The organism is Mesorhizobium sp. B3-1-8, assembly GCF_006439495.1.
Lineage (GTDB): Bacteria > Pseudomonadota > Alphaproteobacteria > Rhizobiales > Rhizobiaceae > Mesorhizobium.
The window spans coordinates 86,005-98,172 of record NZ_VFTK01000003.1 but is presented as its reverse complement, the minus strand read 5'-3'; the positions used below and the strand labels follow the sequence as shown (position 1 = coordinate 98,172).

The following is a 12,168-nucleotide window of genomic DNA, read 5'->3' as shown; positions in this document are numbered from 1 at the left end:
TGGCTGCATTCATACCGATTTGCGACCAAGCATCCAACCGCCGGCAAGCCAGGCACAAAGGAAGGATGCAAGGACATGTTCACCCTGACAAACAAGGTCGCCATCGTGACGGGCGCCAGCTCCGGTATCGGCCGCGCCACAGCCAGACTGTTCGCCGACCAGGGCGCGAGCCTCGTCGTCGCGGCGCGCCGCCAGGCCGAACTCGACGCGCTCGTCGGCGAGATCGAGGATGCCGGCGGCACAGCGGTTAAGCTTGCCGGCGATGTAAGGGACGAGGCCTACGCGAAGGCGCTCGTCGAACTCGCGGTCGAAAGGTTCGGCGGCCTCGACATCGCCTTCAACAATGCCGGCGCCGTCGGCGTGATGGGACCGGTGACCGACATGGCGCCGGCGATCTGGCAGGAGACGATCGACACCAACCTGACCAGCGCTTACCTCGCCGCCAGGCATCAGATCCCGACCATGCTGGAACGCGGCGGCGGCTCGCTGATCTTCACCTCGAGCTTCGTCGGCTACACCGCCGGCATGCCAGGCATGGCGGCTTATGCCGCCGCCAAGGCCGGCCTGACCGGCCTGACGCAGGTGCTGGCCGCCGAATACGGGCCGAGGGGATTGCGCGTCAACGCGCTGCTGCCCGGCGGCACCGACACGCCCGGCGCCACGACCACGACGCCGGAGGCGCGCGCTTTCGTCGAAGGCATTCACGCGCTCAAGCGCATGGCGCAACCAGAAGAGATTGCCCGCTCGGCGCTTTATCTCGCCTCGGATGCTTCGAGTTTCACCACCGGAACCGCGCTGTTTGCCGATGGCGGCGTGTCAATCAACCGGACGTGATCCGTTTGGCGGGCGGCAGACATGCTCATCCGCTAAAATCTTGCGACTGCACCCTTGCATTCCGGTCTGTTTTGACGATTTTCGTTTCCCGTCGAAAAACGGACCGGAACGATGCTGCTGATCAGAACCTATGTCGCCCAGAGCGCCATCGAAGGCGTCGGCGTTTTCGCCGCCGAGCCGATCAGGAGAGGCGCCTCGATCTGGCGGCTCGATCCCGATTTCGACCGGCTGGTCCCGATGGAGAAATACGAGACCGCTCCCGCGCATCTCAAGGAACTGCTCGACCGCTACGCCTATCCGAGCCCGGACAAGCCGGGCTTCATGGTCTATGAGGTCGACAATGGCCGCTTCATGAACCATTCCGAGCGGCCGAACACGGATTTCTCGCAATATGGCGGCGCCACCGCCATTCGCGACATTGCCGCCGGCGAGGAAATCACCTGCGATTATGGCGAGTTTTTCGAGGATTTCGCCCGCCTGCATCTGGCGACCGCATAGTGCTCCGGCCGTCACGACGGGACACGCGGGATTTTGATCGCGGTTTCCTGCAATCAGCGGTGGACAGTGCGGCATGATTCTGCTATCAGCCGCCCACAATTCGCGGTGCAACCCGCCGCGGAGGCATGGCGGCTATGGCTGTGTGCCTATCGATATCAAACCCGAAGACAGGATTGCCCGTGCAGGTACTCGTCCGCGACAACAACGTTGATCAGGCGCTTCGCGCGCTGAAGAAGAAAATGCAGCGCGAAGGTATTTTCCGCGAAATGAAGATGCGCGGTCACTACGAGAAGCCGTCCGAGAAGCGTGCCCGCGAGAAGGCCGAGGCCGTGCGCCGCGCCCGCAAGCTGGCCCGCAAGCGCGCCCAGCGCGAAGGCCTGCTGCCGATGACCCCGCGCCCGGCTCCGGCTGGTGCTGCCGGCGCATCGCGCTCGCCGCGCTCATAACGCCTATTTTTCGTCCTTTTCGAAGGATACCGAGGGTGGCGCGATGCGGAATCGCCGCCACCTTTTTGTTTATGCATAGGAGCCGGTTCGGAGAGGGAACGGACTGACGGCGCTGCGGCAGTGAGGACAAAGATGAACGCAATTTCCGTGGAGCGCAAAACCGCTTTTCGCGGCTTCGCCCTGACGGCGGCCCTGCTTTCGGGTCTGACGCTTGCAGCATGCCAGACGACCCCGACGGGTGAGTTCAACTCGATCGACAAGGCGCAAGGGTCGAGCGAGAACATCTCCTCGCTTTCGGCGGTCATCCAGCGCAATCCGCAGGATCCCGAGGGCTATAACGTGCGTGGCTCGGCCTATGGCCGCGGCGGCCAGTACCAGGCTGCGCTCAAGGACTTCAACCAGGCGATCCAGCTCAACCCGAACTTCTACCAGGCCTATTCGAACCGCGCGCTGATCCAGCGCTTCCTCGGCAATCAGGAAGCCGCTTTGGCCGACTACAACCGCTCGATCCAGATCAACGCCAACTACGACGCCGCCTATATCGGCCGCGGCAATCTCTACCGCAAGGCAGGCCGCACCCAGGATGCCTTCAACGACTTCCAGAAGGCGATCCAGCTCGACACCACCGATGCCCGCGCCTACCACAATCGCGGCCTGATCTATCAGAGCCAGGGCCAGCACAAATTCGCCATCGAGGATTTCTCGACCGCCATCTCGCTGGCGCCCGACGCCGCCGAGCCGTACAACGGCCGCGGCCTCTCCTATCTGGCGACGGGTGACGAGGACAACGCCTTCTCCGACTTCAACATGGCCATCAAGCTCGACGGCAAGAACGCCGAGGCCTGGGCCAACCAGGCGCTGATCTACGAAAAGCGCGGCGACAAGGGAAGGGCAGCCAAGTCCTACCGCGAGGCCATCCACCTCGACCCGAACTATCAGCCGGCCAAGGACGGCCTGTCGCGCACCGGTGGCAACGCCAGCTGATCGGAAGCTGGCGCCGAAAATAAGGTGTCTTGCACGACTTACGGGTCCGCCTGCGAGCGCAGTGTTGCGCCGCGGAGACGCCGATAGCGATCCGTTAACCGCCCAGTCCAACGCGTTAATCTTTGCCATGTTCGCGCCAAGTTTTCGGCGGAACGCTCCGTGCACCTCGATCGTTTAAGCCGGGGCCAAGATTTTCGCGAAAGGACCTTTCCAATGATCAAAACACTTGCCTGTGCCGCTGCCGCGCTTGCCGCCACGGTCCTCGCTTCTCCGGTCAGCGCCGGCACGCTCCGGCTCGGTACGCTCGATTGCACGATCGACGGCGGCGTCGGCTACGTCATCACGTCGAACAAGGGCGTCTCCTGCACCTTCCGCCCCTCCCATCATGGCCCGGCCGAGATTTATACCGGGATGATCTCCAAACTCGGCGTCGACGTCGGCAAGACGCATCAGGGCCAGCTCGTCTGGGCAGTGCTTGCCGCCACACGTCATCACGACGCGGGCGACCTCGCCGGCAGCTATTACGGCGTCAACGCCGAGGCGAGCGTCGTGACCGGCGGCGGCGCCAACCTCCTGGTCGGCGGCCTTGACGGCGCCTTCATGCTGGAGCCGCTCAGCGTCCAGGCACAGACCGGCCTCAACCTGGCCGTCGCGGTGGCCTCGCTGGATCTCGTCCACTCCTACAAGTGAGCCCTCGGCTTTTCAAATTCATTGCGCCGCACTCGGCCCGGAACATCTGTTCCGGGCCGAGTGCTTTGGAAAGCCGGATCCCTTCGGCGCAAATGGTGGCTTGCCTCGAAATCCGCGAAAAAGCCTCTTGAGCTCAACTGCGCTTGAGGTTCTACAAGCCCTGCCGAACTGGATCTTGCCCCTCGTTCGCAACGCGGATGAGGTGCGCAAAACAAGCAGGAGATCGGCGTGACGGCAGCGAGCGGCAACAAGGTGGCCAGCAAGAGGGTGGATTGGCGGGCGCTGTGGGCGAGCGGCGATCTGGCGCGGTTCTGCTTCATCAATCTCGGCATCCTGCTTTACGCCACCAACGAGACGATGGTGGCGACGGTGATGCCGGCGATGGTCGGCGAACTCGACGGCGTGCAGCTCGTCGGCTGGTCGCTGGCGATCTACGAGCTTGGCGCCATCACCGCCGGCGCCGCGGCCGGACGGCTCGTCAGCTATGTCAGCCTGCGCAGCAACATGGCGGTCGCCGCCACCCTCTACGCGGCCGGCGCGCTGTTGAGCGCCGTCGCGCCCTCGATGACCCAGTTCCTCGCCGGGCAGCTGATCGAAGGCTTCGGCGGCGGCGCGCTGGTGTCGCTTGCCTTCGTCTCCGTCGAGCGGCTCTTTCCGCGCAGCATCTGGCCCCAGCTTTTCGGCGTGATGTCGGCGATCTGGGGCATCGCCGCCTTCAGCGGCCCGATGATCGGGGCGATCATGGTCGAGCTTCTGTCCTGGCGCTGGGCGGTCGGCATCTTCACGCTGGGCGGCATCGCGGTTGCGCTTGCCAGCCTCACCGTTCTCAACACCGCCGGCGCGTCGCGTCCGCAGGTTTCGGCCGATGCCGCGCCGCCCTTCCCCTATGGCGCGCTCGCCTGCCTTGCCGTCAGCGTGGTGCTGATCGCGACCGCCGGCGTCGACATAGCCCTGCTGCGCTCGTCGCTGCTGCTTTGCCTTGGCCTGATCGGCCTGGCGCTGTTCGTCAGGGTCGATGGGCTGAGACCCCGGTCGCGCCTGTTCCCGTCAGATCTGTTTTCATGGCGCGCGCCGCTCGGCACCGGCATGACCATGGTCGCCGCCTTTTCGGTGGCGACCTGTTCCTTTGGCATATACGGGCCGCTGCTTCTGACCACGCTGCACGACATACCTCTGCTCACCAGCGGCTACATCATCGCCGCCGAGTCGATCTCATGGTCGATACTGTCGATCCTCGTCGCCAATGCCCCGCCGGAACGCGAACGCTCGATCATCCTCGTCGGCGCGCTGATGATTGCATGCGGAATTGCCGGCTTCGCCTATACGATCCCTGCCGGCTCGATCCCGCTGATCCTGCTCTGCGCCCTTTTGCAGGGCGGCGGCTTCGGTATCGCCTGGCCGTTCCTGACCCGCATCATCGTGGCGTCGGCGGCGCCGGACGAGCAAACCATCGCCTCGGCCGCAGTGCCGACCATGCAGCGCATCGGCTATGCCGTCGGCGCCGCGCTTGCCGGCATCATCGCCAATGCCAGCGGCTTCTCCGAAGGGCTGAACCGGGAAGCGGCCGCTTCCGTCGCCAGTTGGCTGTACCTGGCCTTCGTGCCGCTCGGCGTGTTCGGCTGCCTGGCGGCGCTGAGGATCTTCTCCACAGCGAACCGGCCGCGACTTGCGGCGGGTTGACTGCGGCGACGGCAACGACCGAAACGCGGGCTTGCCGCTCAGACCACGACAGTTTGCTGCAGCCGCTCGGCAATCAGCGCGGCGAGCCGCGCCGCCACCTCGTCCTTGCCCATTTCCGGCCATTCCTCGACACCGGTCCTGGAGACGATGCGCACCTTGTTGCGGTCGCCGCCCATCACGCCGGACGGCCCGATGCCGCTTTCATGCGAGACGTCATTGGCGACGATGAAGTCCGCGCCCTTTTTCTTGAGCTTGGCCTCGGCATTGGCGATCAGATCCTGCGTCTCGGCGGCGAAGCCGACGATGAGGCCCGGCCGCTGCGCGTGATGGCCGATGCCGGCCAGGATGTCCGGGTTCTCGACCATCTCCAGCGAAGGCGGCCCCTCGCCAGCCACCTTCTTGATCTTCTCGCCGGCGGCGTTGGCGGTGCGCCAGTCGGCGACCGCCGCGACAAACACGGCGGCATCCGCCGGCAGCAGGCGCTCGACCGCGTCCTTCATCTGGGCAGCTGTTTCGACATGCGTGGTCACGACGCCGGCCGGATCGGCGATGGTGACCGGACCGGAAACCAGCCGCACATCGGCGCCGAGCTTCGCCAGCGCGGCCGCTATCGCGTGGCCCTGCTTGCCCGAGGAGCGGTTGGCGATGTAGCGCACCGGGTCGATCGGCTCATGCGTCGGCCCGGAGGTGACGATGATCCTGCGGCCGGCAAGCGGCTTCGGCTTCTCGTCGAGCATGGCTTCGATCGCGGCGACGATCTCCAGCGGTTCGGCCATGCGGCCCTCACCCGCTTCGTGGCTTTCCGCCATCTCGCCCTTGGCGGGACCGACAAAGGCGATGCCGTCCTTCAGCAAAGTCGCCCGGTTGCGGCGCGTGGCAGCATGCGCCCACATTTTCGGGTTCATCGCCGGCGCCATCAGCACCTTCTTGTCGGTGGCAAGAAGCACCGTCGAGGCAAGGTCGTTGGCATGGCCATTGGCGAGCTTCGCCATCAAATCGGCGGTGGCCGGCGCCACCACCAGCAAGTCGGCTTCGCGCGACAGCCTTATATGGCCGACATCGTGCTCGTCCTTGCGGTCGAACAGCTCGGTGAAGACATGATCGGCCGAAAGCGCGCCGACCGAAAGCGTGGTGACGAATTCCTGCGCGGCCGACGTCATCGCCACCCGCACCGACGCGCCACGCTCGCGCAGCCGCCGGATGAGGTCGAGCGCCTTGTAGGCGGCGATGCCGCCGCCGATGATGAGCAGGATGCGCTTGCCGGAAAGAGTCATGCTCCCTCCCAAGGATTGACTATGTAAATGCCACAATCAACAAAGTCGGCCACATTCCTTGTCACCACAGCAAAACTCCGACAGAGAGCAACCGAGGCGATCTGCGCGTCAAATTCACGAATAGGATGCCCCAGAACCCGTCTCTTCGAAACAATCTCTGCGTACGCCTCAGCCTCACGATCTCCGAACGCAAGCACAGGGGTCTTGAGCTTCATCGTGAAAAACGCCCCGATCACGCTACCCAGAGCAGCCTTACGCTTCCCATCCGGCATATTTGCCAGGACTACGAGCAGTTCCGCTTTGGTCATCGCCGTGACGTAAGAGCGCCTCCCAAACGAACTTTCCATCCAAGCGGCTACTCCCGCATCTGGCTGCGGCTTGAAAGTTTCCGAAATAACGTTCGTATCCAGCACGAACATGGTCAATCGAATTTTGGCGGCTCGCGCGCGGGGCCACGCTCCGGCAGCTCAATATCGAAGCCGCCATGAGGCTCAACTAGCCGACGAATCGCTGCGTAAAGTGACTCGCCGTGCACATCATAACCCGACCCGTCCGACAAAACGCTCTTGGCGAGAACACTACGCGCTTCCTCCTCCATCGAGACTCCTCTTACTGCAGCTCGCTCACGTAGTTTTTGCTTCACGCTGTCATCGAGATTGCGGATCGTAAGTGTGCCCATATCTCTGCTCCTTACCCTGCAAGATAGGACATAAAAGAGCTGCTTTCAATGACAGCAATGCTTGCATTGCTGTCATTTGATACGATCACAGCAATTTCCAGGCGATGTAGATCAGCGTCAGCGCGATCACCCATAGCGCCACGCGGCCGGAGCGGGTGTGGCGCGCTTCGGCCTTGCCGATGGCGCGGGCCGTCGCTTCGTCGAAGCGCAGGCCGTTCTCGGCCATCAGGTCGATCTCGCGCGACAGCCGGTCGGTACGGGTGGCAAGGTCCGGCGCCTGTCGTGCCAGCGTCAATAGCGCCTTGGCGCCGTCGCGCGCGTCGGTGAGCATGCCGCGCGGGCCGAGATTGCCCGCGATCCAGTCGCTGACCACAGGCTCGGAAGTCTTCCACATGTTGAAGGCCGGATCGAGCGTGCGGGCGACGCCTTCGACCACCACCATGGTCTTTTGCAAAAGCACCAACTCGGTCCGCGTCGCCATATCGAACAGCTCGGTGACTTCGAACAGCAGCGTCAGCAACTTCGCCATCGAAATGGTCTCGGCCGACTGGCCGTGGATCGGCTCACCGATGGCGCGGATCGCCTGCGCGAAGGCCGAGACATTGTGCTGACGCGGCACGTAGCCCGCCTCGAAATGCACCTCGGCGACGCGCTGATAGTCGCGCACGATGAAGCCGTAGAGAATTTCGGCGAGGAAGCGCCGCTCCTTCTTGCCGAGCCGGCCTGCAATGCCGAGATCGACGGCGACGATGGTGCCATTGGCTTCGACGAACAGGTTGCCCGGATGCATGTCGGCATGGAAGAAGCCGTCGCGCAACGTGTGCCTGAGGAACGACTGGACCAGATTGGCGGCGATCGCCTTGAGGTTATGACCGGCATTGGCAAGGCCGGCGATGTCGTTCATCTTGGTGCCGTCGATCCACTCCATGGTGAGCACGTCGCGGCCGGTGCGCTCCCAGTCAACCGCGGGCACGCGAAAGCCCGGATCGTCCTTGGTGTTCTCGCCGAGTTCCGAAAGCGCGGCCGCCTCGAGCCTCAAGTCCATCTCGACCTTGGTGGTCTGCGCCAGCGTCTGGGTCACCTCGACCGGACGCAGCCGGCGCGACGAGGGGATGTATCTTTCCTGCAGATGGGCAGCAAGGAAATAGCTTTCGAGATCCTGGAAGAAGCGGCGGCGCACGCCGGGTCGGATGACCTTCACCGCCACGCGCGACGTCGTTCCGTCACGAGCCACGTCGGCGCCATGCACCTGCGCGATCGAGGCGGCGGCAACGGGATCCCCGAACCTGGCATAGAGATCGTCGATCCTGCGCCCGAGCGAGGCTTCGATCGCATGGACCGCTTCCGCTTTCGGGAAGGTGTGCATCTTGTCCTGCAACAGCGCGAGGTCCAGCGCCATGTCGTTGCCGACGACATCGGGCCGCGTCGCCAGGAACTGGCCGAGCTTGACGTAGGAGGGTCCAAGCCGCACCACCGCTCGCGCCAGCCGGTCGCCGCGCTGATAGCTCAGCGCCCGGCGGCGGGTAAAAAGCCGCGCCACGCGCCAGCCGAATTTCGGCATGCCGGACAGTTCTTCGCCAGGCAACGCCGCGACGACGCCCTCGCGGACCAGCACCCAGCCGGCCCTGGCGAGCCGAAAGGCGGCGGCGACGCTGCTCATAGCCCTGCCTGTGTCAAAGGGGCCTGCTGCAAGGGGCCGCGCCTCAAAGCTTCCAGCCGGAATGAAGGGCGGCGATGCCGCCCGAATAGTTGCGGAATGTGACGCGGTCGAAGCCGGCGCGGGTAATCATCGCCGCGAAATTCTGCTGGTTGGGGAATTTGCGGATGGATTCGATAAGGTAGGAATAGGGCTCGCCATCGCCGGTGACCGCCTTGCCGATCTTGGGGATCGCATTGAACGACCAGGCCTCATAGGCCTTGTCGAGCAACGGCATGTCGACCTCGGAGAACTCCAGGCACAGAAACCGTCCGCCCCGCTTCAGCACGCGATAGGCTTCGGCAAGCGCGACTTCGATGCGCGGCACGTTGCGAATGCCGAACGCGATCGTATAGGCGTCGAAGGACTCATCGTTGAAAGGCAATTCCTCGGCATTGGCCTCGACAAAGTCGGTGTTTGCCGCAAGGCCCTGCTTCTCGGCGCGGTCGCGGCCGACGGCCAGCATCGAGCCATTGATGTCGAGCACCGTGGCATGGGCCTGTCGCTGACTGGCCTCGACGATGCGGAAGGCGATATCGCCGCTGCCCCCGGCGACGTCGAGCACCTTCCAGCCCACCTTTTTGGGAGGGTTCAGCCAGGCGACCATCGCGTCCTTCCACAACCGATGCAACCCAGCCGACATCAGATCGTTCATCAGATCGTATCGATTGGCCACCTTGTGGAAGACGTCGTTGACGAGGGGCTGCTTCTCGCCTTCCCGGACCCTCCTGAAACCATAGGAGGTTTCCATGCCGCCCGCGGCCGTGGTTCTCTCAACTGACATTATTTTGATCCGTCATAAAACCGGCGGGACCATAGCCGATCGATGGTGCCGACGCTATTGTCCAAGGCGCGGTTTTCGGCCGCGCCTTCAAAACCCGGCAGGGAAAGGTCACGCATGATTTTCCGGCCAGAATCTGCGCGAGAGCAGCATATCGGACGAGATGACCGCATGATTTTGAAGGCCGAACTGCATTGCCACATCGAAGGGGCGGCGGCGCCCGAGCTCGTCGTCAGCCAGGCCCGCAAATATGGCAAGGACCCTTCCCCCTATATCCAGGAAGGCTCCTTCATCTGGCACGATTTCACCTCGTTTCTGGCCGCCTACGATTTCGCTTCCGACCTGTTTCGCACCGAAGAGGATTATGCGCGCCTCGCCGACTATTACCTGACCAGCCTCGCCCGCGACGGCGCCATCTATTCCGAGGTTTTCACCTCGCCGGACCATGCCAAAAAGGCTGGGCTGTCGCCAAAAGCCTATACGGACGCGCTGGGCGAAGGCATGACCCGCGCCAAGGCCAAGACCGGCATCGAGGGCCGCATGATCGTCACCGGCGTGCGCCATGTCGGGGTTGAGGCGATCGAGCAGGCGGCGCGCTTCGCGGCGCGCTGCGGCCATCCGCTGGTGACCGGCTTCGGCGTCGCCGGCGACGAGCGCATCGGCGATGTCGAGGACTATGTGCGCGCCTTCGAGATCGCGCGCGAGGCGGGCCTCGGCATCACCATCCATGCCGGCGAGCTGATGGGCTGGGAAAGTGTCAAGGCGGCCCTCGACCACATCCGCCCGTCACGCATCGGCCATGGCGTTCGCGCCATCGAAAACGCGGATCTCGTCCGCCGCATCGCCGCCGAGGGCGTGGTGCTGGAATGCTGCCCTGGCTCCAACATCGCGCTGAAGGTGTTCGGCAGCTTCGCCGACCATCCCTTTCCGGCGCTGCGCGCCGCCGGCTGCAAGGTGACGCTTAACTCCGACGACCCGCCCTATTTCTGGACCTCGCTGAAGCGCGAATACGATATCGCGGCCGAGCATTTCGCCATGAACGACAAGGCGCTCGCGGAGATCACCAGGACGGCCATCGAGGCGGCCTTCGTGGACAAGAAGACCAAGGTGATGCTGCTAGGCCGGTTGGACGTGAAGGTGCGGTGAGTGAGTAGGGAGTAGTCGGTAGTCAGTAGTTATGGATTTGGCCGAGCGCGCATAGATCGGTTGAAGGCCAGAGCTTTCCCCGAGGCGAGGACTCGCAAATCGGCTCACTATTCACTACTCACTACTGACTACTACCCCGAACCAGTCGGAGCACATCATGCAGGGCGTCACCGTCGTCGACCACCCCCTCGTCCAGCACAAGCTGACCATCATGCGCAAGAAGGAGACCTCGACGGCAGGTTTCCGGCGGCTGCTGCGCGAGATTTCACTTCTGCTCGGCTATGAGGTGACCCGCAATCTCGAACTGACCACGACCATGATCGAGACGCCGATCGAGGAGATGGAGGCGCCGACGCTGGAAGGCAAGAAGCTGGTCTTCGCCTCGGTGCTGCGCGCCGGCAACGGCCTGCTCGAGGGCCTGCTCGACCTGGTGCCGGCGGCACGCGTCGCCCATATCGGCCTCTACCGCGACCATGAGACGCTGGAAGCGGTCGAGTATTTCTTCAAGGCGCCGAGCGATCTCGCCGACCGCCTGGTGATCGTCGTCGATCCGATGCTGGCGACCGCCAATTCCGCGATCGCTGCGATCGACAAGCTGAAAGGCCGCGGTGCCACCAACATCCGCTTCCTCTGCCTGCTTGCCGCCCCCGAAGGCATCGAGCGCTTCACCAAGGCGCATCCGGACGTGCCGATCTTCACCGCCTCGATAGACCGGCAGTTGAATGACAAGGGCTACATCATGCCCGGCCTTGGCGACGCCGGCGACCGCATGTACGGCACAAAATGAGCGCATCCGTTTACCACGCGTTTACACAACCGCGCGGTTCCGGCGCACGTTAAGGCGGAAAACACCACGTCGGCGCAAGGATGCGACCTCGATTTAAGGGGCATCCATGCTGCGCAAGCTTCTTATCCTTGGCATCTTTGCCGGAACCTCGGCTTCGATTCCGATCGTCTATCAGGCGAATCCGCATCTGGTGGACGGCTTGTTGAAATCGACCGTCGCCTCGCAGCCGGCTGCGCCGAAGGCAGAGCCGCAGGTCAATCTCGCTTCGGTCCCGGACAAGCCGGCGACGCCAATGCCGCTCGGCCGCCAGGTGCTGGTCAATGCCGACGGGCGCGGTCACTTCACGTCGCAGTTCAAGCTCAACGGCCGCCAGATCGACGGCATGATCGACACCGGCGCGACGCTGGTCGCCATCAACACCTCGACCGCCCGCAGGATCGGCATCTCGCTCAACCCGTCCGACTTCAATCGCCAGGTGAACACTGCCAACGGGGCGATCAAGGCCGCCGTGGTGACGGTCGAGCGCCTGCAGATCGGCAAGATATCGGTCGACAACGTCCAGGCGATGGTGCTCGACGACAGGGCGCTGCAGACCAACCTGATCGGCATGAGCTTCCTGCAGCGCCTGCAGAAATACCAGGTCCAGGACGGCTCGCTGCTGCTCGTTCAGTAA

General features: G+C 63.8%; 14 protein-coding genes. 9 read left to right on the top strand and 5 right to left on the bottom strand.

Annotated elements, in window-relative coordinates; translation table 11 throughout:
- The first annotated feature begins 75 nt into the window (after positions 1 to 75).
- The 6 genes from FJ424_RS03925 to FJ424_RS03900 all read left to right on the top strand — a co-directional run bounded on the left by FJ424_RS03925 (position 76) and on the right by FJ424_RS03900 (position 5,132).
- On the top strand, positions 76 to 834 hold the full coding sequence (locus FJ424_RS03925; RefSeq protein ID WP_140651415.1) for an SDR family oxidoreductase: 759 nt from the start codon (positions 76 to 78) through the stop codon (positions 832 to 834).
- Positions 835 to 945: 111 nt separating this feature from the next.
- Entirely contained in the window at positions 946 to 1,332 is a 387-nt protein-coding gene (locus FJ424_RS03920) for an SET domain-containing protein-lysine N-methyltransferase (RefSeq protein WP_140642404.1), read from the top strand.
- Positions 1,333 to 1,511: 179 nt separating this feature from the next.
- A complete protein-coding gene (gene rpsU, locus FJ424_RS03915; protein ID WP_027165252.1) occupies positions 1,512 to 1,778 on the top strand; it encodes a 30S ribosomal protein S21 in 267 nt (88 codons plus the stop codon).
- Between the two features lie 132 nt (positions 1,779 to 1,910).
- The gene (locus FJ424_RS03910) at positions 1,911 to 2,762 is read left to right on the top strand and encodes a tetratricopeptide repeat protein (RefSeq protein WP_140651413.1); all 852 of its coding nucleotides are present in this window, start codon (positions 1,911 to 1,913) and stop codon (positions 2,760 to 2,762) included.
- 213 nt (positions 2,763 to 2,975) lie between these two features.
- Positions 2,976 to 3,452, top strand: coding sequence for a DUF992 domain-containing protein (locus tag FJ424_RS03905; RefSeq protein ID WP_140651411.1), 477 nt, complete (start codon positions 2,976 to 2,978; stop codon positions 3,450 to 3,452).
- Between the two features lie 228 nt (positions 3,453 to 3,680).
- Positions 3,681 to 5,132, top strand: a complete 1,452-nt coding sequence (locus FJ424_RS03900) for an MFS transporter (RefSeq protein WP_181181970.1) — start codon at positions 3,681 to 3,683, stop codon at positions 5,130 to 5,132.
- Positions 5,133 to 5,170: 38 nt separating this feature from the next.
- Here FJ424_RS03900 and coaBC read toward each other — a convergent pair whose 3' ends face one another.
- From coaBC to ubiE, 5 genes are all read right to left on the bottom strand, one after another.
- Positions 5,171 to 6,406, bottom strand: a complete 1,236-nt coding sequence (gene coaBC / locus FJ424_RS03895; RefSeq protein ID WP_140651409.1) for a bifunctional phosphopantothenoylcysteine decarboxylase/phosphopantothenate--cysteine ligase CoaBC — start codon at positions 6,404 to 6,406, stop codon at positions 5,171 to 5,173.
- Positions 6,403 to 6,825 (bottom strand): type II toxin-antitoxin system VapC family toxin, encoded by a 423-nt coding sequence (locus FJ424_RS03890; protein WP_140651407.1) that lies wholly within the window; start codon positions 6,823 to 6,825, stop codon positions 6,403 to 6,405. Before FJ424_RS03890 ends, coaBC begins: the two co-directional genes overlap by 4 nt.
- A 2-nt stretch (positions 6,826 to 6,827) precedes the next feature.
- The gene (locus tag FJ424_RS03885; RefSeq protein ID WP_140642420.1) at positions 6,828 to 7,085 is read right to left on the bottom strand and encodes a plasmid stabilization protein; all 258 of its coding nucleotides are present in this window, start codon (positions 7,083 to 7,085) and stop codon (positions 6,828 to 6,830) included.
- An 85-nt stretch (positions 7,086 to 7,170) separates the two neighbouring features.
- Positions 7,171 to 8,745, bottom strand: coding sequence for a 2-polyprenylphenol 6-hydroxylase (gene ubiB, locus FJ424_RS03880; RefSeq protein ID WP_140651405.1), 1,575 nt, complete (start codon positions 8,743 to 8,745; stop codon positions 7,171 to 7,173).
- 43 nt (positions 8,746 to 8,788) lie between these two features.
- Complete coding sequence (gene ubiE, locus FJ424_RS03875) at positions 8,789 to 9,565, bottom strand: bifunctional demethylmenaquinone methyltransferase/2-methoxy-6-polyprenyl-1,4-benzoquinol methylase UbiE (RefSeq protein ID WP_140651403.1); 777 nt, start codon at positions 9,563 to 9,565, stop codon at positions 8,789 to 8,791.
- A gap of 168 nt (positions 9,566 to 9,733) precedes the next feature.
- Between ubiE and FJ424_RS03870 the strand changes: the two genes are divergently transcribed.
- The 3 genes from FJ424_RS03870 to FJ424_RS03860 all read left to right on the top strand — a co-directional run bounded on the left by FJ424_RS03870 (position 9,734) and on the right by FJ424_RS03860 (position 12,168).
- Entirely contained in the window at positions 9,734 to 10,708 is a 975-nt protein-coding gene (locus FJ424_RS03870) for an adenosine deaminase (RefSeq protein ID WP_140651401.1), read from the top strand.
- A gap of 157 nt (positions 10,709 to 10,865) precedes the next feature.
- Positions 10,866 to 11,495, top strand: a complete 630-nt coding sequence (gene upp, locus FJ424_RS03865; RefSeq protein WP_027165262.1) for a uracil phosphoribosyltransferase — start codon at positions 10,866 to 10,868, stop codon at positions 11,493 to 11,495.
- A 106-nt stretch (positions 11,496 to 11,601) separates the two neighbouring features.
- Positions 11,602 to 12,168: a TIGR02281 family clan AA aspartic protease gene (locus FJ424_RS03860; RefSeq protein ID WP_140651399.1), complete on the top strand. Its 567-nt coding sequence runs from the start codon at positions 11,602 to 11,604 to the stop codon at positions 12,166 to 12,168.